This is a genomic window from Variovorax ginsengisoli (genome assembly GCF_030811835.1).
Lineage (GTDB): Bacteria > Pseudomonadota > Gammaproteobacteria > Burkholderiales > Burkholderiaceae_C > Variovorax > Variovorax ginsengisoli_C.
Genome location: NZ_JAUSRO010000012.1, coordinates 180,183 through 200,746 on the forward strand (window position 1 = coordinate 180,183; position 20,564 = coordinate 200,746).

Annotated in this window: 22 protein-coding genes; 7 read left to right on the forward strand and 15 right to left on the reverse strand. The window is 66.8% G+C overall.

The window, feature by feature from the left end; translation table 11 throughout:
- The first annotated feature begins 3 nt into the window (after positions 1-3).
- Positions 4-462, forward strand: coding sequence for a RidA family protein (locus J2W36_RS18840; protein WP_307691287.1), 459 nt, complete (start codon positions 4-6; stop codon positions 460-462).
- 70 nt (positions 463-532) lie between these two features.
- Here the strand turns inward: J2W36_RS18840 and J2W36_RS18845 are convergent, their stop codons facing one another.
- The 8 genes from J2W36_RS18845 to J2W36_RS18880 form a co-directional block, all read right to left on the reverse strand.
- The gene (locus tag J2W36_RS18845) at positions 533-1,582 is read right to left on the reverse strand and encodes a LacI family DNA-binding transcriptional regulator (protein WP_307691288.1); all 1,050 of its coding nucleotides are present in this window, start codon (positions 1,580-1,582) and stop codon (positions 533-535) included.
- Positions 1,579-2,568, reverse strand: coding sequence for a 2-hydroxyacid dehydrogenase (locus J2W36_RS18850; RefSeq protein WP_307691289.1), 990 nt, complete (start codon positions 2,566-2,568; stop codon positions 1,579-1,581). Before J2W36_RS18850 ends, J2W36_RS18845 begins: the two co-directional genes overlap by 4 nt.
- On the reverse strand, positions 2,565-3,530 hold the full coding sequence (locus J2W36_RS18855; protein WP_307691291.1) for a sugar kinase: 966 nt from the start codon (positions 3,528-3,530) through the stop codon (positions 2,565-2,567). The genes J2W36_RS18850 and J2W36_RS18855 overlap by 4 nt, the downstream gene beginning before the upstream one ends.
- The gene (locus tag J2W36_RS18860; protein WP_307691292.1) at positions 3,530-4,270 is read right to left on the reverse strand and encodes a sugar phosphate isomerase/epimerase family protein; all 741 of its coding nucleotides are present in this window, start codon (positions 4,268-4,270) and stop codon (positions 3,530-3,532) included. The genes J2W36_RS18855 and J2W36_RS18860 overlap by 1 nt, the downstream gene beginning before the upstream one ends.
- Positions 4,271-4,334: 64 nt before the next feature.
- Positions 4,335-5,105 carry an amino acid ABC transporter ATP-binding protein gene (locus J2W36_RS18865; RefSeq protein ID WP_370869352.1) on the reverse strand — a complete coding sequence of 257 codons (771 nt, stop codon included), beginning with the start codon at positions 5,103-5,105 and terminating at the stop codon, positions 4,335-4,337.
- A gap of 138 nt (positions 5,106-5,243) precedes the next feature.
- On the reverse strand, positions 5,244-6,050 hold the full coding sequence (locus J2W36_RS18870; protein WP_307691293.1) for a transporter substrate-binding domain-containing protein: 807 nt from the start codon (positions 6,048-6,050) through the stop codon (positions 5,244-5,246).
- 71 nt (positions 6,051-6,121) lie between these two features.
- Positions 6,122-6,775 carry an amino acid ABC transporter permease gene (locus J2W36_RS18875; protein ID WP_307691294.1) on the reverse strand — a complete coding sequence of 218 codons (654 nt, stop codon included), beginning with the start codon at positions 6,773-6,775 and terminating at the stop codon, positions 6,122-6,124.
- 151 nt (positions 6,776-6,926) lie between these two features.
- On the reverse strand, positions 6,927-7,598 hold the full coding sequence (locus tag J2W36_RS18880) for an amino acid ABC transporter permease (protein ID WP_307691295.1): 672 nt from the start codon (positions 7,596-7,598) through the stop codon (positions 6,927-6,929).
- A 181-nt stretch (positions 7,599-7,779) separates the two neighbouring features.
- On the opposite strand from J2W36_RS18880, the gene J2W36_RS18885 reads away from it, so the two are divergent.
- A complete protein-coding gene (locus J2W36_RS18885; protein ID WP_307691296.1) occupies positions 7,780-8,262 on the forward strand; it encodes a ribonuclease HI family protein in 483 nt (160 codons plus the stop codon).
- Positions 8,263-8,286: 24 nt separating this feature from the next.
- Here the strand turns inward: J2W36_RS18885 and J2W36_RS18890 are convergent, their stop codons facing one another.
- The 7 genes from J2W36_RS18890 to J2W36_RS18920 form a co-directional block, all read right to left on the reverse strand.
- Complete coding sequence (locus J2W36_RS18890; RefSeq protein ID WP_307691297.1) at positions 8,287-9,000, reverse strand: YebC/PmpR family DNA-binding transcriptional regulator; 714 nt, start codon at positions 8,998-9,000, stop codon at positions 8,287-8,289.
- Between the two features lie 110 nt (positions 9,001-9,110).
- On the reverse strand, positions 9,111-9,428 hold the full coding sequence (locus J2W36_RS18895) for a hypothetical protein (RefSeq protein ID WP_307691298.1): 318 nt from the start codon (positions 9,426-9,428) through the stop codon (positions 9,111-9,113).
- A 117-nt stretch (positions 9,429-9,545) separates the two neighbouring features.
- On the reverse strand, positions 9,546-9,734 hold the full coding sequence (locus tag J2W36_RS18900) for a hypothetical protein (RefSeq protein WP_307691299.1): 189 nt from the start codon (positions 9,732-9,734) through the stop codon (positions 9,546-9,548).
- A gap of 2 nt (positions 9,735-9,736) precedes the next feature.
- Entirely contained in the window at positions 9,737-12,118 is a 2,382-nt protein-coding gene (gene parC, locus J2W36_RS18905) for a DNA topoisomerase IV subunit A (protein ID WP_307691300.1), read from the reverse strand.
- A 34-nt stretch (positions 12,119-12,152) separates the two neighbouring features.
- A complete protein-coding gene (locus J2W36_RS18910) occupies positions 12,153-12,971 on the reverse strand; it encodes a lytic transglycosylase domain-containing protein (protein ID WP_307691301.1) in 819 nt (272 codons plus the stop codon).
- A gap of 40 nt (positions 12,972-13,011) precedes the next feature.
- Positions 13,012-15,021 carry a DNA topoisomerase IV subunit B gene (locus J2W36_RS18915; RefSeq protein ID WP_307691302.1) on the reverse strand — a complete coding sequence of 670 codons (2,010 nt, stop codon included), beginning with the start codon at positions 15,019-15,021 and terminating at the stop codon, positions 13,012-13,014.
- A 76-nt stretch (positions 15,022-15,097) separates the two neighbouring features.
- Entirely contained in the window at positions 15,098-16,009 is a 912-nt protein-coding gene (locus J2W36_RS18920) for a LysR family transcriptional regulator (RefSeq protein WP_307691303.1), read from the reverse strand.
- 146 nt (positions 16,010-16,155) lie between these two features.
- Here J2W36_RS18920 and J2W36_RS18925 point away from each other — a divergent pair, with 146 nt between their 5' ends.
- The 5 genes from J2W36_RS18925 to J2W36_RS18945 are packed head-to-tail and all read left to right on the forward strand — an operon-like array spanning position 16,156 to position 20,564.
- Positions 16,156-17,358 carry a serine hydrolase domain-containing protein gene (locus J2W36_RS18925; protein WP_307691304.1) on the forward strand — a complete coding sequence of 401 codons (1,203 nt, stop codon included), beginning with the start codon at positions 16,156-16,158 and terminating at the stop codon, positions 17,356-17,358.
- Positions 17,355-18,572, forward strand: coding sequence for an MFS transporter (locus J2W36_RS18930; RefSeq protein ID WP_307691305.1), 1,218 nt, complete (start codon positions 17,355-17,357; stop codon positions 18,570-18,572). The genes J2W36_RS18925 and J2W36_RS18930 overlap by 4 nt, the downstream gene beginning before the upstream one ends.
- 53 nt (positions 18,573-18,625) lie before the next feature.
- Entirely contained in the window at positions 18,626-19,840 is a 1,215-nt protein-coding gene (locus tag J2W36_RS18935; protein ID WP_307691306.1) for an MFS transporter, read from the forward strand.
- Positions 19,837-19,989 (forward strand): hypothetical protein, encoded by a 153-nt coding sequence (locus J2W36_RS18940; protein WP_307691336.1) that lies wholly within the window; start codon positions 19,837-19,839, stop codon positions 19,987-19,989. Before J2W36_RS18935 ends, J2W36_RS18940 begins: the two co-directional genes overlap by 4 nt.
- Positions 19,980-20,564, forward strand: a complete 585-nt coding sequence (locus J2W36_RS18945) for a class I SAM-dependent methyltransferase (RefSeq protein WP_307691307.1) — start codon at positions 19,980-19,982, stop codon at positions 20,562-20,564. Before J2W36_RS18940 ends, J2W36_RS18945 begins: the two co-directional genes overlap by 10 nt.

Sequence of the window (20,564 nt, forward strand, 5' to 3'; positions counted from 1 at the left end):
TCCATGAGCGTTTACGACAAACTCACCCAGCTCGGTATCTCGCTGCCGCCCGTCGCCGTGCCTGCGGCCGCCTACGTGCCGTTCGTGAAGACCGGCAACCTGGTCTTCCTGTCCGGCCACGTGGCCAAGAAGGACGGCAAGCCCTGGGTCGGCCAACTCGGCGCCAGCATCGCCACCGACGAAGGCAAGCAGGCCGCTCGCGCCATCGCCATCGATCTGCTCGGCACGTTGCACGCCGCCACGGGCGACCTGAACAAGATCACCCGCATCGTCAAGGTCATGAGCCTCGTCAATTCGACCTCGACCTTCACCGAACAGCATCTGGTGACCAATGGAGCGAGCGAACTGTTCGCCGAAGTCTTCGGCCCGGAAAAAGGCGCGCATGCACGCAGTGCCTTTGGCGTGGCGCAGATCCCGATGGGTTGCTGCGTTGAAATCGAGCTGATCGCTGAAATCGGCTGATCGCCAGGCCACAGTTGCAACGGCCACGGGCACCGTCGCACGCACGCGATGGCGCCGATGCCCGCAGGCCTTAGGGGCTCAGCGACGACCCGCGCAGCACCAGTTGCCCAGGCAACAACAGCTGGCGCGCAGGGCCTTCGAGTCCGCCCAAGCGTTCGATCAGACAGGTCGCCGCCGTACGCCCAATGGCGTCCGTCGGCTGCGCGATGGTGCTCAGACCCGGGCCGACCAACGGCGCCCATTCGGTGTCGTCGAAACCCACGAAGCTCAACGCATCGCCAAAACGCCAACCCAGACGCGTCATTGCCGTCGCGATGCGCAATGTCACGACGGCATTGCCGGCAATGACCGCCGGCCGATGTCCTGGCGACGCACGCCCCACCAGTGCGCACAGGGCCTGATCCAGCGCGTCGTTGGCATCCTCCCTGCTCTCGACCACCCTCCCGTGCAACACGCCTGCATGGACCTTCATGCAGTCGCCGAAGGCGGCCGCACGCTCGTGGCGCGTGCTCACGTCGTGCTGCGGTTCGGTGAGGTAGAGGAATTCGCGCGCGCCGCCATCGCGCAGGTGTTCGCAGGCCAGCGCCATGGCGCCCGCATTGTCCAGCGAGACGAAGTCGGCCTCCATGCCGTCATGCCGGCGATCGACGAGCACCACCGGCTTGCCATGCCGCGCCACGGCGTCCACAACGCCAGCGCCGCGGCCCAGCGTATTGAGGATGAAGCCGTCGACCTGGTAGCCGGCCAAGGCATCGATGGCCTCACGACCGCGCTCGAAATCGTTGCCCAGGTTGAACAGCATCACCAGGTAACCAGCGTCCTGGCAGGCCTTCTCGGCGCCGCGCAGCACGGCCACCGAATAAGGGTTGGTGATGTCGGCCACGATCAGGCCGATGAGCCGCGACTTGCCGCGGCTCAAGGCCTGTGCCATCGGGCTGGGCGAGTAGCCGAGCGTTGCGATGGCGGCCTCCACACGGGCGGCGATGTCGGGGCTCAGCAGGCGCTCGCGGTGGTTGAAGAAACGCGACACCGTGGCCTTCGACACACCCGCAGCCGCCGCCACGTCGGCGATGGTCGCCCGCTGGCTGGCGGGCTTCTGGCGCGGCGCGCGGGCGTTCACACGGCCGCCGTGTCGTAAACGGCGGCAGGCCTTTCACCCGCCAGCGCCCGCAGCAGGTTGGTGGTCGCCAATTCAGCCATCGCATGGCGCGTCTCGTGGGTGGCCGAACCGATGTGCGGCAGCGGCGTGACGCGCGGGTGCGTGCGCAAGGCCGAGGCCATCGGCAACGGCTCCTTGGCGAACACGTCGAGGCCGGCCGCCAGCAACTGGCCGCTGTCGAGCGCCGCCAGCAGATCGTCTTCATTGACGGTCGCGCCGCGGCCGCCGTTGATGAAGATCGCGCCCGGCTTCATCTGCGCAAACAGGTCGGCGTCGATCATGCCTCGCGTGCTGGCCGACAGCGGCAGCATCGCCACGACGAAGTCGGACTCGGCGAGCATGGCGTCGAGCGCTGTGTGCAGCGCCTTGCCCTGCAGTTCGGGCGCCTGTGTGGCGAGATCGACCGGTCTGCGCGCGTGGTAGCGCACCGGCATGCCGAAGCCGAGCGCCGCGCGGCGCGCGATGGCCTGGCCGATGCGGCCGAAACCCAGCAGGCCGAGCGTCTTGCCATGCACGTCGAAGCCGAACAGGTCTTCGCCGATGTTCTTGTCCCAGCGACCTTCCCGCACGAGGTTGGCCAGTTCGACCACGCGGCGGCTGGTGGCCATCAGCAGCGCGAAAACGGTATCGGCCACCGTCTCGTCGAGCACGCCGGGTGTGTGGCACAGCATGATGCCGCGCGCCTGCAATGCGTCGAGCGCGTAGTTGTCGACGCCCACCGACACGCTGGAGATGACCTCCAGCTTCGGCGCCGCCACCAGCAGCGCGGCATCGACGGGGTAGCTCGAACCGATCATTCCCTGCACTTCGGCCAGCGCGGCATGAAAAGCATCGCGCTGCGTCGGCAGCTTGGGGTTGGCGACCTTCACGTCGTGCGCGGCTTCGAGCCGGGCGAGTTGGTCGTCCGGCAGCTCGCGAAAAACGAGAACCTTCTTGCGTGCGGTCATGGTGCGGCTTCTTCCAACTGGGCCCGGGTGGGCAGTCCTTCGGTGTCGCCGAGCACCTGCACGGCGCGCGCGCCGATCCAGGCACCGCGGCGTACGGCGTCGGGCACCGTGCGGCCTTCGAGCAACGCGCTGACGACGCCGGCCGCAAAGCCATCGCCCGCCCCCACGGTGTCGATCACTTCTGCCACGGGGAAGCCCGCCACGTGGCCTGTCCCGGCCACGTCGCTGTCGTAGTAAGCGCCCTCGGCACCCAGCTTGACCACGACCAGCTTCGCACCGCGCGCACGGTAGAACGCGGCCACCGCCTCGGGCGTGTCATGGCCAGTGAGGACCAAGCCCTCTTCCATGCCCGGCAGCACCCAGTCGGCACGCGAGGCCAAGTCGTTGATCGCGCTGCGCATCGCCTCGGTCGAAGGCCACAGCGTGGGGCGCAGGTTGGGGTCGAAGGAGATGGTGCGGCCTGCCGCACGCATGGCGTCCATCGACTTGCGGGCGGCGGGCAAGGTGGTTTCCGAGATCGCGGCAAACACGCCGGTCGCATGCAGGTGGCGCGCCGAAATGAGCCAGTCGACGTCGATGTCGTCAGCGGTCATCTGGCTCGCGGCCGAGCCCTTGCGGTGGTATTCGACCGGTGGATCGCTGCCGTCGGTGACACGGCCCTTGAACTGGAAGCCGGTCTTCTGCGTGGCGTCGCAGATGACGTGCGAGCAGTCGATGCCCTCGGCCTTCATTGCGGCAATCAGGTAGCGGCCCATCGAATCCGTGCCAAGCCGGCTGGCCCAGCCGACCTTCAGGCCCAGCCGGGCCAAGCCAATGGCCACGTTGGTCTCTGCGCCCGCCGTGCGCTTGTGGAAGGACTGCGCGTCTTCGATCGGCCCCGGCCGATCGGCCACCAGCAGCAGCATGGCTTCGCCGAACAGGGCGACATCGAAGGTGGTGGCAGGGATGGCAGTGGATGTCATCAGACGGCCCGTGAAGCGCGGATCAAGGCGACCTGATCGCGCGTGACGCCCAGCAGGTCGTCGCCAACGAGCGGGTATTCGATGGCGTGCGGCACGTCGGCCGGCAATGCGCGCAGCACGGCACGCCAGGGCGCGACCGATTCATGGAGCGGCACCGCCACCCACTTGGCCGGCAGGCGCTGCGCGCCCTTGCAATGCACGTAGCGCACCCGATGGCCGAGCACCTTGGCAGCTTCGAGCGGGCATTCACCCACCCAATGCCAGTTGCCCATGTCGAAGGTCATGCCCAGCGACACGCCGGCCCGGTCGGCGGCTTCGAAGAAGGCCACGAGCGCGGGCAGCGTGCCGGCGCGCACGGTCTGGTCGTTCTCGATGAGCAGCTCGATGCGCGTTTCGGACAACTGCACCTTCAGGCCCCAGAGCGAACCGTGCGAGGCTGCAGAAAACCCGCCGATCGACATCTTCAGACGCTTGGCGCCCAGCGTGGTCGCCGCGGCAATGCCGCGCGCGAGTGCTGCGCTGTCGAGCCAGCCGCCCTCGGCCCACAGACCTTCGGGACTGGAGTAGACGGCAGCCTGCCCGGCGAGCGCAGGCAGTTCCGCGGCTGGGTCGCGCAGCAGCTCGCCGCGCACCTCGACCGAATCGGCACCCGCCGCGCGTGCCAACTGCGCGCACCACAGCTGGCCGTGGCGGCCGATCTCGGCCGCGCCGAAGGAGGAAAGGGAAATCAGAACGTTCATGGGTCTTCAATGCCGGAAATGCCGTGCCGAGCTTCGTGACCAACCGGCGGGCGGGAGGCCGATGCTAATGGTTCGAAGACAGGATCTGACCCAGGAACTGGCGGGTCTTGTCGTTCTGCGGGTTGCCGAAGAATTCGGCTGGCGGCGCCTGCTCGACGATCTTGCCCTCGGCCATGAAGATCACGCGGTCGGCCACCTGGCGGGCAAAGCCCATCTCGTGCGTCACACACAGCATGGTCATCCCGTCCTCGGCCAGGCCGATCATGGTGTCGAGCACTTCCTTGACCATCTCGGGGTCGAGCGCCGAAGTCGGCTCATCGAACAACATGATCTTGGGCGTCATGCACAACGCACGCGCAATGGCCACGCGCTGCTGCTGGCCGCCGGACAGCTGGCTCGGATACTTTTTTGCCTGTTCGGGGATGCGCACGCGCGTGAGGTACTTCATGGCCACCTCTTCGGCCTGCGCCTGGTTCATGCCACGCGAACGCATCGGCGCCAGCGTGCAGTTCTCCAGGATGGTCAGGTGCGGAAACAGGTTGAACTGCTGGAACACCATGCCGACCTCGGCGCGTACCGCATCGACGTTCTTGCCGCCCGCGGTCAGGTCGATGCCATCGACCACGATACGGCCCTGCTGCACCGTCTCCAGCCGGTTGATGCAACGGATGAGCGTCGACTTGCCCGAACCCGACGGGCCGCAGATCACGATGCGCTCACCCGTGCGCACGCTCAGGTCGATGCCGGTCAGCACCTGGAATTCGCCGTACCACTTGTTCACCGCTTCCATGCGGATGATGGGTTGGGCGCCGTCGGTCGTCACTGCGTCGGTCATACTTTTCTGTTCCAAAGGTTCGTCATCGAACGCACAAGCACTTTTCGTGGAACACCGCGGAACCGGCTCTGCCGGGCCGCTGGTGTTGTCCCCTGACAGGGGTGGGAGTAGCGACACGAAGTGCGCGAATCCTGGGGGTCAGTTCAGTTTGGGGAGGTCGGCGCCCAGCCACTTCTGATACAGCTTGTTCAGCTCGCCATTGGCCGTGTTCTTCGCCACGAAGTCGTTGACCGTCTTGGTCAGCTCGTCGGTACCCGGACGCAGGGCGATGCCCATGGCCTGCTGCACCAGGTTGAACTTGTTCTCGAAGGTGTTGGCCGGCACGCGCTTGGCGATCTGCGCAGCGACGGTGACCGAGCAGCCGATCGCGTCGACCTGGCCGGAGATCAGCGCCTGCATGGCCGAGGCGTCGTCGTCGAAGCGACGGATCTCGGTGCCTTCCGGTGCCGCCTTGGTCACGGCGACGTCCTGCGTCGACGCACGTGCCACGCCGATGCGCAGGCCCTTCATGTCGGCGGGTGCCTTGATGTTGCTCGCGGTCTTGCCATACAGCACGATGGTCGCGGCCGCGTAGGGCTGCGAGAAGCTCACCTGCTTGGCACGCTCGGGCGTGATGGCCAGCGAGGCGACCAGCACGTCGACCTTGTTGGTCAGCAGGAACGGGATGCGGTTCGGGCCGGTGACCGGCACGATGTTGGCCTTCACGCCCAGGTCCTTGGCCAGCAGCTTGGCGACGTCGGCGTCATAGCCATCGGGCTCGTTCTTCACGTTGGTCGTGCCGTAGGGCGGAAAGTCGACCAGCATGCCGATGGTGATCTCGCCCTTCTTCTTGATGTCAGCCACCGACTGTGCCGATGCGAAGGGGGTGAAGGCGGTCAGCGCAGCGCCGAGGCCGAGGACGGCCAGTGCGGCGGTGGCGGTGCGGCGGGTGGTGGAACGAATCATTCGAAGTCTCCTGGTTTGGGAACGGGAACGGATTGAAAGAAAGGGGAAACAGGAACGCACGGCCGGCGTGGTCAGCGCGCGAGCGCACGGGCGCGCTTGCGCTCCATGTGCGCGGCCAGCAGCGACAGCGGCCAGCAGATGACGAAATAGAGCACCGCGACCGTGCTGAATACTTCCAGCGGCTGGAAGGTCGCGTTGTTGATGATCTGGCCGGCGCGCGTGATTTCGGTGAAACCGATGATCGCAGCCAGCGAGGTGCCCTTGATGATCTGCACCACGTAACCCACCGTGGGCGGCAGCGCGATCTTGAAGGCCTGCGGCAGGATCACGTCGCGCATGCGGGCGCCGTACTTGAGGTTGAGCGCCTGCGCGGCCTCGACCTGACCGCGTGGGATCGCTTCGATGCAACCGCGCCAGATCTCTCCGAGAAAGGCTGCGCTGTTGAGGATCAACGCCACGCCCGCAGCGATCCAAGGATTGATGTCCAGCCCGAGCACGGGCGCGCCGAAGAAGATCAGGAACAGCTGCAGCAGCAGCGGCGTGCCCTGGAACACCTGGATGAAAGCAATGGCTGCACCGCGAGCCGCCGTGCTCTCGGAAGTGCGCGCCAGCGCGATGACGAGCCCAAGGATGGCACCGCCGACGAAGGCGATGGCCGACAGCGCCAGCGTCCACTGGGCGGCCTCGAGGATGAAGAGGAATTCGGGGAAACCGAAGGTACGCATGATGGTCTCAGCTTTCGGCCTTGAACGGCAATCCGACACAGGCTTGATCGAGAACACCGCGGAACCGGCTTTGCCGGGCCGCAGGTGTTGCCCCCGCAAGGGGCTTGGCGAAGCGACACGAAGTGCGCGAAGACTGGGGAAAAGCCATCATTCAGCGCCGATCCGGGTAATTGAGCGCGCGCTTGTAGATGAGCTTGAAGAGCCCCGAAAACGCGAGCGCCAGCGCCAGGTAGATCGCAGCGACCACGATGTAGATCTCGAAGCTGCGGAAGGTCTGCGACTGCAGGTTGGCCGCCACCGAGGTCAGGTCGTCCGCCGAGATCACCGACACCACGGCCGAGCTCAGCATGAGCAGGATGAACTGGCTGGTGAGCGCCGGGTAAATGGCCTTGAGCGCGGGCTTGATGATCACGAAGCGGAAGATTTCCCACGGCTTCAGGTTGAGTGCCCTGCCCGCCTCGATCTGTCCCTTGGGAATCGACTCGATGCCTGCGCGAACGATTTCGGCTGCATACGCGCCCAGGTTCACCACCATGGCCGTGAGTGCAGCCGTGTACGGCGACCAGCGCACGCCAATGGCCGGCAGCGCGAAGAAAAAGAAGAACAGCTGGACCAGAAAGGGCGTATTGCGGATGACCTCGATGTACGCGTTCACGAGAAAGCGCACCCACCACGGCCCCGAGGTCTTGCCCCAGGCGCACACGATGGCCACCACCAGCCCGAGCACGGTGGCGATCAACGACAACTGGATGGTGATCCAGGTGCCCTTGAGCAGCAGCGGCCAAGCGGCAAAAACGGCGTCGAACTGAAATTGGTAGTTCACGGGTTGGGCCCACCCAAAGCGGGGCATCGATGCAATGGAGGGAAGTGTATGAAACCGGTTTCATACCTGCATCAGGGATTTCCCTGATCACGTGAACTGCTTGCGCTGCAATGAAGAAATGCTGAATGCACCAATTCGAGGCATTTTTCGACAACCATCGCGCGCGGTAAGCTCGGAGCCCATGGCCTCGCCCTCCAACGCCCCATCCCTCCCATGCCGTGCGGACGAATGGTCGGTGCACAGCGACGGCAGCGCGATGCCCAATCCGGGTCGGATGGGCCTGGGCGCTGTGCTGGTGGCGCCAGACGGCACGCGTCACACCCTGTCGGAGGCCGCGCACGGCACCGGCTGCAACAACGAGGCGGAGGTGCGCGCACTGATGGCCGCGCTGCAGGCGCTCAAAGCCAGGGGCGTTCAGGCCGTGCGGGTGTGCTGCGACAGCAGCGTGGTCGTCACGCAGCTCGGAGCTGCGTCAGCGCCGCCCATCGCACGCCTGGCCGCGCTGTTTGACGAGGCACGCGGGCTGCTGGCCGGTTTCGAGCGCGCTTGCGTTCTGTGGATTCCACAGCATCGCAACCAGGAAGCGGACGCGCTCGCGCGGGCGGCCCTGGGTCTCACGCAGCCCCGTACGGTCAAGCCGCACAGGAAACAGCGGCGGAGCTGAAGCGCAAAAGCACAAGCGCCCGACTCAGCCGGACAGGCCCACGAACACGTTCTGCACGTCGTCGTTGGCATCGATGGCGGCCAGGAAGGTTTCGACCTCTTCCAGCGCTTCGGCGCTCAGGCTGGCCGGATCGACCGGATTCCTGGCCTTGTAGCCGAGCTTGGCCGAGAGTACCGTGAACCCCTGCGCAGGCAACGCGCGGCTGACCAGGTCGAGGTCGGCCGGTTCGGTCAGGAACATCGTCACGCCCTCGCCCTCACCGGGCTCGAAGTCCTGCGCACCCGCTTCGATGGCCGCCAGTTCAGGGTCGGCGCCTGCGGCGGTGGGTTCGGCCTCGATCATGCCCAGGTGGTCGAAGTCCCAGGCCACCGAACCGGACGTGCCCAATTGGCCCTTGCGGAAGAGCACCCGCATCTCCGGTGCCGTGCGATTCACGTTGTCGGTCAGGCATTCGACCATCAACGGCACGCGGTGCGGCGCAAAGCCTTCATAGATCACATGCTCGAAGTGAACGGATTCTCCGGTGAGCCCAGCGCCCTTCTTGATGGCACGGTCCAGCGTTTCCTTGGGCATCGACACCTTGCGGGCCTGTTCGACGACCAGGCGCAACCGGGCATTCGACGCGGGGTCGGCGCCCCCGCGCGCAGCGACCATGATTTCCTTGGCCAACTTGCCAAAAAGCCGCCCCTTGGCATTCGCCGCGAGGTCCTTGTGTTTTGCTTTCCACTGTGCGCCCATGCTGGGTAGTCCTTGATGTTGTCGCGTTGCGCGATGCAGCGATTTTCATCGCCAGGCAGCGATTGTCGACGTTGAACCGAGGTGCCCCGCGCAGCCAGCGAGTCCGTGGTTCAGCGGTGGTCGGGATTGCCAGGCACGTCGCCCATGGCTTCGTCGTGGCGCAGGTCGCGTGCGGCTTTCAACAGGCCGATCGACAAACCGTCGCCCTGGCCCGAAAAACCCTTGGCCACGCCCTCGAGGGCCTGCGACAACGCCGTGTCGCCATCGTCATGCGCGTCCATGCTGATGTTCAGCACCCGCGCGGCCATCTGCCGGTAGGTCACCACGCCGGCGTTCTCGAGCACGGCCACGAGGTCAAGGTACAGCGCAAGATTCACGTCGAGCGCCAGCTTGGTCGCGGCATCGAGCTTGTTGTCTTCGGATTCCATCATTGCTCCTGGGCTGCTGTTTTTCGCAATTATCGCCACGCGCTGTGGCATGACTGCGTCAGATCATTGCCCTAAATTCAAGGCTGCAAGACTTATCGGCAGACTGGGCAGAATTACTCACTTGCGTGCGCCGCGCTCGCGTGCCCGGCGCACCTGACGGCTTTGCGCGGCTTGCGCCACGGCCTGAAGCTGGGCCTGGCGCTTGGCGACGCGACGCTGCCGCAGGTAGCGGCCCAGGAAGTAGCTGCCGATGCCAGTGAGGCCGGCCAGAACGATGCCAATGGCGCTGAGGTCGAGTCCGCCCATGTTCATTGCACCCGTGAAACGCCGGTCAGCTTGAACCCGAACTTGCCGTCCGAACCCTTGCGTGCGCGTGTGCCACGCGCGTTGTTGAGCGTGCGGATCTCCAGGGTCTCATCGCGTTCCTTGCCCCCGCGGCCGATGCCTTCGATACGCACGCTGCGCGTGTACGCCGCAGCGCCGGCAAGCGTGTCCTTGGGTTCCAGGTCCATCAGCGTGAGTCCTCGACCGCCCTTGGGCAATACCTTGAGCTCCGCGATCTCGAAGGTCAGGATGCGGCCATCCATCGAGGCGCAGGCCACATGCGTGGCCGCTGGCATCGGCTCGGCGCCGCCAGCGCCGCCCACCAGCGAGGGCCGGCAGAGCTGCTCGCCCTCGCCCACGTCGATGAAGGCCTTGCCGCCCCGCTGGCGCGACATCATGTTTTCGACCGAGGCAATGAAGCCGTACCCGCCGCTGCTGGCGATCAACAGCCTGGCCTGGGCCGGACCGGCGAAATAGTGCGCCACCTGCGTGCCACTGTCGAGGTCGATCAGCGTGGTGACGGGCTGTCCATCCCCACGTCCGCCCGGCAGCGCGGCCACGGCCACGGTGTAGATGCGCACCCCCTTGTCCTTGGCCGTGCCGAAGACGAGCAGCGTGTCGACCGAACGGCACTCGAACGCCGCATAGAGCGCATCGCCCGACTTGAAGCTGTATTCAGGCGCCGCGCCGTTCGCGCGCTCGCTGACCCAGCCTTTCTGGGTGCGGACCCAGCCCTTCTGCGAGACGATCACAGTGACCGGCTCGTCTACCACCCGAACCTCGGCCACGGCGCGCTTTTCGGCCTGGATCAGGGTGCGGCGTGGGTCTTCGAAGGTCTTGGCGTCCGCTTCGATTTCCTTGACGAGCAGGCGGCGCAGCGCAGCGGGGTTGCCCAGGATGTCCTCAAGCTTCTTCTGCTCTTCGCGCAGGCCCTTGAGTTCCTGCTCGATCTTGATGGCTTCCAGCCGCGCCAGTTGGCGCAGCCGGATCTCGAGGATGTCCTCGGCCTGGCGTTCGCTCAGGTGGAAGCGTGCGATGAGCGCGGCCTTCGGGTCGTCCGCGGCGCGGATGATCGCAATCACCTCGTCGATGTTCAGCAGCACCAGCTGACGGCCTTCGAGGATGTGGATGCGGTCCAGCACCTTGCCCAGGCGGTGCTTGGAGCGCTTCTCCACGGTGATCTCGCGGAAGGCGATCCACTCGTTGAGCATCTGCCGCAGCGACTTCTGCACCGGCTTGCCGTCGATGCCCACCATCGTCATGTTGATCGACGACGAGCTCTCCAGTGAGGTCTGCGCGAGCAGCGTGGTGATGAACTCCTCCTGGCTGATGCGCGAGGTCTTGGGTTCGAACACCAGACGCACCGCCGCGTCCTTGCTCGACTCGTCGCGCACCGCGTCCAGCACCGACAGCAGCGCGGCCTTCATGTTGGTCTGCTCGGTCGACAGCGCTTTCTTGCCCGTCTTGATCTTCGGGTTGGTGATCTCCTCGATCTCCTCGAGCACCTTCTGCGTGCTGACGCCCGGCGGCAGCTCGTTGACGACCAATTGCCACTGGCCACGCGCCAGTTCCTCGATCTTCCAGCGCGCGCGCACCTTGAGCGAGCCGCGGCCGGTACGGTACGCGTCTGCGATGTCACTGGCGCTGCTGATGATCTGGGCGCCACCGGGGTAGTCCGGGCCGGGCACGATCTGCAGCAGTTCTTCCTCGCTCAGCTTGCCGTTCGACTTGATGAGCGCCACGCAGGCATCGGCGATTTCGCGCAGGTTGTGGCTCGGGATCTCGGTGGCCAGGCCGACGGCAATGCCACTGGCGCCATTGAGCAGCACGAAGGGCAGGCGCGCGGGCAGCAGGCGCGGCTCCTCGGTGCTGCCGTCGTAGTTGGGAATGAAATCGACCGTGCCTTCGTCGATCTCGTCGAGCAGCAGGCTGGTGATGCGCGCAAGCCGCGCCTCGGTGTAGCGCATGGCCGCTGCGCCGTCGCCGTCGCGGCTGCCGAAGTTGCCCTGGCCGTCGACCAGCGGGTAGCGCTGCGAAAAGTCCTGTGCCATGCGCACGAGCGCGTCGTAGGCCGCCTGGTCGCTGTGCGGATGGAAGCGGCCGAGCACGTCGCCGACGACGCGCGCGCTCTTCACCGGCTTGGCGCCGACCGTGCCGTTGGTGCCGCCGAAGCCCAGGCCCATGCGGGACATCGAATACAGGATGCGGCGCTGCACCGGCTTCTGGCCGTCGCTCACGTCGGGCAGTGCGCGGCCCTTGACCACGCTGAGCGCGTATTCGAGGTAGGCGGTCTGTGCGTAGTCGGCCAGCGTCAGCGCGTTGGGGTCTTCGGGGCTCGGGAGGTCGAGCGTGGGTTGGTCGTCCATGTCTTGCTTGCTTTTCTGACTCTGTCTGTCGGTTCTATTCGGTGGCCTGCGGGGCCGTGTCGGCGCCACGCTCGGCAGCGGCGGCACGCGGCCCGGCAATTTCCATGCGCACCCGGCCCGGCGCCTTGCCGCGGCCGGTGGTCGTGCCGGGCTTGAGGTAGGCGTAGAGCTGCAGCACGGTCTTCACATAGTTCTGCGTCTCGCGGTAGTTCGGGATCTTGTTGCCGGCACGCTGCACGGCGCCCTCGCCGGCGTTGTAGGCGGCCAGCGCCAGCTCGACCTGGCCTTCGAACAGGTCGATCAGGTCATCCAGGTAGCGGGCACCGGCCGTGATGTTGATGCGCGGATCGAACAGCTTGTTCTGCTGTGTCCGACGCTTGTCGCCGCGCACGCCATAGCGTTCGGCCGTGTCGGGCATCAGCTGCATCAGGCCGAGCGCCCCCTTGGGCGACACGGCCTGGGCATCGAAGCCCGACTCGGTGGCGACCAGCGCCTGCAGCAGTTCGTAATCGATCGAATGCGTGCGCGCGGCGTCATGCAATGCGGCCTTGGCCGTCTTGTAGTTGGGCGAGGCCTCGAACAGCGCCAGCAGCGTCTGCGCGGCCGGTGGCACGCTGCCATCGCCAGCGCCCTTCGCCCCGCGCGTGATGCCCAATGGGGCGATGCCGTCGGCCGTGTCGAACTGCTGCCCGCCCTTGAAGAAGAGCTGATAGCGCTCGTCGAGCTTTTCGGCGGCGAAGTGCGCTACGCCTTGCGCATCGACGTAGCCGTAGATGTCGGCGGCACGCGCGAACACCGGCACGGCGATCAGCAGGAGGCTCGCCAGCAGGGTTCGAAAGCGTGACGCGGACATCAAGGGTTCGTTCGTTAGGTGGATGGGTCGATGAGCGCCGTCAGACGTCGATCTCGATGTCGTCGGCCCGGATCTCCATCAGCTCACGGCGCGCAGCGGCCTCGCCCTTGCCCATGAGCTTGGTGATCTCGACTTCGGTCGCGCCGAAGGCCAACCGGCCGAGGCCGACCTGCATCAGGCGACGCGTATCCGGATTGAGCGTGGTTTCCCACAATTGTTCCGCGTTCATTTCCCCCAGGCCCTTGAAGCGGCTGATGCTCCAGGCGCCTTCTTTCACGCCATCCTTGCGCAGCTTGTCGAGCGTGGCGACCAGTTCGCCCTCGTCGAGGGCATACACCTTCGATGCCGGCTTCTTGCCCCGTGCGGGCGCATCGACCCGGTACAGCGGCGGCTTGGCCACGTAGACGTGCCCGGTCTCGATGAGCTTCGGAAAATGACGGAAGAACAGCGTGAGCAGCAGCACCTGGATGTGTGAGCCGTCGACGTCGGCATCCGACAGGATGCAGACTTTGCCGTAGCGCAGGCCGCTCATGTCGGGCGTGTCGTTGGGGCCGTGCGGATCGACGCCGATCGCCACCGAGATGTCATGGATTTCGGTGTTGGCGAAGAGCCGGTCGCGCTCGACCTCCCAGGTGTTGAGCACCTTGCCACGCAGCGGCAGCACCGCCTGCGACTCCTTGTCGCGGCCCATCTTGGCGCTGCCGCCAGCCGAGTCGCCCTCGACCAGGAAGACCTCGTTGTGGCTGATGTCACGGCTCTCGCAATCGGTCAGCTTGCCCGGCAGCACGGCCACGCCGGAGCCCTTGCGTTTTTCGACCTTCTGGCCGGCCTTCTGACGCGTCTGCGCCGCCTTGATGGCCAACTCAGCCAGCTTCCTGCCGTAGTCGACGTGCTGGTTGAGCCAGAGCTCCAGCGCCGGGCGCACGAAGCTCGACACCAGCCGCACCGCATCGCGGGAGTTGAGGCGTTCCTTGATCTGGCCCTGAAACTGCGGGTCGAGCACCTTGGCGCTCAGCACGTACGAAGCGCGCGCGAACACGTCCTCCGGCAGCAGTTTCACGCCCTTGGGCAGCAGCGAATGCAACTCGATGAAGCTCTTGACCGCGGTGAACAGGCCGTCGCGCAGGCCGCTCTCATGCGTGCCGCCGGCGCTGGTCGGAATCAGGTTGACGTAGCTCTCACGCACCGGCTGGCCGTCTTCGGTGAAGGCCACGCACCAGTCGGCGCCCTCGCCTTCGGCGAAGTTGTCGGCGTTCCGGTCGGCATGGCCGGCGCCTTCGAACAGGGGGATGACCGGCTCGCCATGGAGCGTCTGCATCAGGTAGTCGCGCAGGCCACCCTTGTAAAGCCACTGCTGCGTGTCCTTGGTTTTCTCGTTGACCAGCGTCACTGTGACGCCGGGCATCAGCACGGCCTTGCTGCGCAGCAGATGCGTCAGTTCGTGGATCGGCAGCGCGGCCGACTCGAAGTACTTCGGGTCGGGCCAGGCGCGCACCGTGGTGCCTTGCTTGCGGTCGCGCGTGCCGTCGGCGCTGTTCGCGGCGCTTTCCTGCGGACGGATCTTCAACGGCTCGATCACGTCGCCGGCGGAAAACGCCAGCTGTGCCACGGCGTTCTCTCGGTAGGACGTGACTTCGAGGCGCGTGGACAGTGCGTTGGTCACGCTCACGCCCACGCCATGCAGGCCACCTGAAAAGCTGTAGGCGCCGCCCGAGCCCTTGTCGAACTTGCCACCCGCGTGAAGGCGCGTGAACACCAGCTCGACCACCGGGGCTTTTTCTTCGGGATGCAAGCCGAAGGGAATACCGCGGCCGTCGTCTTCCACGCTCACCGAACCGTCGGCGTGCAGCACGACCTTGATCTTCTTGCCGTAGCCAGCCAGCGCCTCGTCGGCCGCGTTGTCCAGCACCTCCTGGATGATGTGCAGCGGGTTGTCGGTGCGCGTGTACATGCCCGGACGCTGCTTGACGGGCTCGAGGCCCTTGAGCACGCGGATGGAGCCTTCGGAATACGCGGGGAGAGCGGAAGGAATCTTGGGAGGAGTCGCCATGGGGCGGATTGTAGTGAGGCCGGAAGGAAGAACTGGATGCTCATACAGTTCGTAGCAGCAAAACCCGCTGTGAAGTTCAGTCCGTCATGGGGGAACCTGGTAAGCCGGAGGTGCGTGCCGTGAGGAAATCGATGAATACACGCAGCCTTGGCGTCAGGTGGCGCCCGGACGGCCACAGCACCTGGAAGTCGACCATCCGCGGGCGCAGTTGCGCCGCCAGCACGCTGCGCAGGCGCCCCGTCGCCAGGTCGTCGCGCGCGGCGAATTCAGGCAGGTAGGCGATGCCCAGACCGCGCAAGGCAAAGCACAGCCGCGTCTCGATGTTGTTGCAGACCATGGAAGTCGGCAGCCGCAGATCGGCACCTTCGGCATCGGGCTGCAACGGCCAGACCTCCAGCTTGCCGGTATTCGGATAGCGGTAGTGCAGGCAGGCGTGCTGCGCCAGATCGGCCGCCCGCTGTGGCTCGCCGCAACGGGCGAGGTAGTCGGGCGATGCCACCAGCACCGACGCAAAGGACCCGAGCCGTCGTGCGGACAGGCGGGAATCGACCGGTTCGCCGGTGCGCACCACGGCGTCGAAGCCTTCGTCGATCACGTCGACCATGCGATCCGTGAAGTCGAGGTCCAGTTCGATGGCCGGGTGGGCCCGCATGAAAGCCCCAAGCAGCGGCAACATGAGCGCGCTGATCTGCGGCAGGCTCACCCGCAGCCGGCCACGTGGCACGTCGGTCGCGCTGCAAAGCTCCATCTCTGCCGCCTCGATCTCGGCCAGAACGCGCCGGCTGCGTTCGAGAAACAGGCTGCCCTCCGCAGTGAGCGTGATGCTGCGTGTGCTGCGGTGGAACAGGCGCACGCCCAGCCGCTCTTCGAGCCGCGCGACACGCTTGCCCACTGCCGATGCGGACACGCCGAGCAACCGACCCGCAGCCACGAAGCTGCGGGTCTCAGCCACCTGAACGAAAACGATGAAGCCGGTCAGGCTGTCCATGGAGAAGGAGTGCGAGTTGGAAAGAGTGCCAGTTGCCCGATTGCGGACATAAATGTCCGCAGACAACGGAACTCTATCCCTCTTTTTCCAGAGTCTTGGCATCCCTATCGTTTCTGGATCGCCTTCATCCCTTTTCAGGAACTCCGATGCACATCTCGATCTCACCGGCCGCTTCGGCCACTCCGCCACCCGTCGCCACCTCCGCCATCGACGCAGTGGTCGACCGCGCACTGCAGCGCCAGCGCCTGGTCGGTGCCATGCTTCTGGTCGCCTGCAACGGCCAGACTGTCTATCGGCGCGCTGCCGGGCTGGCCGATCGTGAAGCCGGCCGGCCGATGACCGAAGACACGTTGTTTCGCCTCGCTTCGGTCTCCAAACCCATCGTCTCGGCTGCCGCGCTGGTGCTGGTCGGCCAGGGCAGGTTGGACCTCGACGATCCGGTCGACCGCTGGTTGCCTCAGTTTCGGCCTGCCCTGCCCGGCCAGACGCCCGCGCGGCTGACGGTGCGGCAGTTGCTCACGCACACGGCCGGACTCGGCTACCGCTTTCTCGAAACCGACCGCACGGGACCCCTTGCACGTGCCGGCGTATCGGACGGCCTGGACGGCGCCCGCCTCACGCTGGCCGAGAACCTTCGCCGCATTGCCGGCGTACCGTTGCTCTACGCGCCAGGCACGGCCTGGGGCTACTCGCTGGCCATCGACGTGCTGGGCGGCGTGATCGAGAGCGTCACCGGCCAGGCGCTGCCCAACGCGGTGCGGGCACTCGTGACACAGCCGCTCGGCCTGCACGACACCGGTTTCCACACCAGCGATGCGCAGCGGCTGGCCACCGCCTACGTGAACGACGATCCGGCACCGCACCGGCTGCGGTCGGGAGAAACGGTAACGCCGTTCGAAGGTGCCGTCGGCATCGAGTTCGACCCGGCGCGCGCGCTCGACCCGACTGCCTTTGCGTCCGGCGGCGCGGGGATGGTCGGCAGCGCCGGCGATTTCCTGCGGCTGCTCGAGACGCTGCGCACCGGCGGTGGTCCGCTATTTCCGCCCGCACTGGTGGCTGAGATGGGCCGCAACCAGACAGGCGACAAGGGGCCGCCCGACGCCCCCGGCACAGGCTTCGGGTTGGGTTTTTCCGTCTTGCACGACCCGCAGGCAGCGGCGTCCCCCGAATCGCCGGGCACCTGGCGCTGGGGCGGCGCCTACGGGCACTCCTGGTTCGTCGACCCGCCACGCCGTCTCAGCGTGGTCGCGTTCACCAACACGCTCTACGAAGGCATGTCGGGCGACTTCGTGCACGCGCTGCGCGACGCGGTGTATGCCAGCCTGGGTCGCATGGGAGGCACGCCATGAAGGAAGCGCTGTGCCCGTCGATGCCCGAGTCCGTCGCTCCGCAGGAACGCGCGAGTCTGCCCTTGGGCGGCCTGCTGGCGCTGGCGGCCGCAGGTTTCCTCACCATCTTGACCGAAGCACTGCCCGCCGGCCTGCTGCCCTCGATGGCAGCGAGCCTGGACGTGTCGCAAGCGCTGGTTGGGCAGTTGGTGACGGTCTACGCGCTGGGATCGCTGCTTGCTGCGATCCCGCTGGTCGCGGCCACGCGCGGCTGGCGGCGACGGCCCTTGCTGCTGGCTGCCGTCGGCGGCTTTGCGCTCGTGAATACTGTCACCGCACTGTCGACGCAATACGGTCTGACGCTGGCCGCCCGTTTCCTTGCGGGCATGTTCGCGGGCCTGCTCTGGGCGTTGCTGGCCGGCCAGGCGAGCCGCATGGTGGCGCCTGCGTTGCGCGGACGCGCCATCGCCGTGGCCATGCTGGGAGCGCCGGTTGCGCTGTCGCTGGGCATTCCAGCGGGCACCTGGCTGGGTGGTTGGCTGGGCTGGCAAGCCACCTTCGGCGCCCTGTCGGTGCTCAGCGTGCTGCTGCTCGGCTGGGTGCGCGCAACGGTGCCCGATTTCCCGGGCGCCTCGGCCGCTCGACAGACCGGCCTGCGCCAGGTGCTCGCCCTGCCCGGGCTGTGCACGGTGCTGGGGGTGCTGCTGGCGTTCGTGCTCGCGCACAACCTGCTCTACACCTACATCGCGCCGTTCCTCGCGCAGGCGGGCATGGCGGCGCGCATCGACGTCTTGCTGCTCGTGTTCGGCTGCGCGTCGCTGGTCGGCATCTGGCTCACCGCGCTGTTGATCGACCGCTGGCTGCGCGCGCTGGCGCTGGCCGGCATCGGCGCCTTCGGTGCCGCCGCGCTGGTCCTCGCGCTGGCGAGCGACCACCCGCCGACGATCATCGCTGGCATGGCCGTCTGGGGCGTGGCGTTCGGCGGAACCGCCACCCTCTTCCAGACTGCGGCGGCGAACGCGGCGGACGGCGGGCCCGCCGATTCGGCCGACGTGGCGCAGTCGTTGCTGGTCACGGCGTGGAACCTGGCGATGGCGCTGGGCGGCCTGGCCGGTGGCTGGCTGCTGGCGGATTTCGGCGCGCAGAGCCTGCCGTGGGCGCCATGTCTGTTGCTCGCATTCGCAGGCTGGGGCGCCTGGCGCGGCCACCAGCATGGCTTTGCACGGCGCACCTGATGCGCGGGACAGTCCGGACAACAGATCCCTTGCGCTTTGGCTACAGTCGGAGGATGACTTCCCCCGCCCCTTCACTGTCCATCAAGCAAGTGCTGCTCTGCGGCGCGCTGATCGTGACGCTCTCCATGGGCATCCGCCACGGCTTCGGCCTCTGGCTGCAGCCCATCACGCAGGAACAAGGGTGGACGCGGCAGACCTTTTCCTTCGCCATTGCCATCCAGAACCTGTCGTGGGGCGTGATGGGCGTGTTCGCCGGCATGCTGGCCGACCGGCTGGGTGCGTTCCGCGTGCTGCTGATCGGCGCGGCACTGTACGCGGCCGGGCTCGCCGGCATGGCGCTGTCGCCCACGCCGCTGATGTTCGCCATGACCGCCGGCGTGCTGATCGGCGCGGCGCAGGCGGGCACCACCTATGCCGTGGTCTACGGCGTGATCGGCAGGCAGATTCCGGCCGAACGGCGCTCCTGGGCCATGGGCGTGGCGGCCGCCGCCGGCTCCTTCGGCCAGTTCCTGATGGTGCCGGTCGAGGGACAACTGATTGCCCGCTTCGGCTGGCACACCGCGCTGCTGGCGCTGGCCGCGCTGGTGCTGCTGATCGTGCCGCTCGCCTTCGGCCTGCGGGAACCGCGTCAGGCCTCGGCGGGCGCGCGGCGCGAGCAGACCATCCTGCAGGCGCTGGGCGAGGCCTTCAAATACCCGAGCTTCGGCCTGCTGATGGCAGGCTATTTCGTGTGTGGCTTCCAGGTGGTGTTCATCGGCGTGCACATGCCGAGCTACCTGCGCGACAAGGGCCTGTCGCCCGAAGTCGCCAGCTATGCGCTTGCACTGATCGGGCTGTTCAATGTGTTCGGCACCTACACCGCGGGCGCGCTCGGGCAGCGCCTGGCCAAGCGCAAGATCCTCGCGGCCATCTACCTGGGGCGCGCGGTGGCCATATCGTTGTTCCTGCTGGTGCCGCTGTCGCCACTGTCGGTCTACGTTTTCGCGGCGGTGATCGGCTTCCTGTGGCTGTCGACGGTGCCGGTGACCAATGCGCTCGTGGCACAGATCTTCGGCGTGGCGCACCTGTCGATGCTCAGCGGCTTCATCTTCCTCGGGCATCAGGTCGGATCGTTCCTGGGGGTCTGGCTCGGCGGCTACCTGTACGACCGCAACGGCAGCTACGACATCGTCTGGTACATCGCGATCGCGCTGGGCGTGGGCGCGGCGCTCATCAACCTCCCGGTCAAGGAGCGCGCCATCGTGCGCACCGTGCCGCAGCCGGCGTGACTACCGTGTGGACGAAGATCACCCGCCCACAGTGGCTGCAGGCCGGCAGCCTGGTGCTCGCCGCGCTCGTGCTGGCGGGCGTTTTCATGCTCTATACCCGCCCGGGGTTTCTCGTGATGCTGGTCGACCAGGTCTGGTCATGCTTTTGAAGCCCGCTGCCCATCACGCCGGGATGGCGCCGTCCGACTGGATCGTGCGCTGGTCGCATCTGGTGCCTGCCGGGAGTGCGGTGCTCGACGTCGCCTGCGGCTCGGGCCGCCACATGCGCTGGTTCGCCGAGCAGGGCCATCGCGTGACGGGCGTCGACCGCTCGGACGAGGCACTGGGCGCGGCCCGCACGTTCGGCGGCACGCTGCAGGCCGATATCGAGGAAGGTCCCTGGCCTTTCGAAGGCCAGCATTTCGATGCGGTCGTGGTCACCAATTACCTGTGGCGTGCGCGCCTGCCCGGCATCGTCGCGGCCGTGGCGCCCGGTGGCGTGCTGCTCTACGAGACCTTTGCCGCGGGCAACGAGACGGTGGGCAAGCCATCGCGTGCGGATTTCCTGTTGCAGCCGGGCGAACTGCTCGCCGCGAGCGCCGGCCTGCGCGTGGTGGCCTACGAGGATGGCTACCTCGACGCGCCCGCGCGCTTCGTGCAGCGCATCGCCGCGGTCCGCCCGCCGGCGCGTTCCGAAAACCCACCCGGGCACCGCCCACTTCTGAGACCGCCGTCCAGTCAGTAG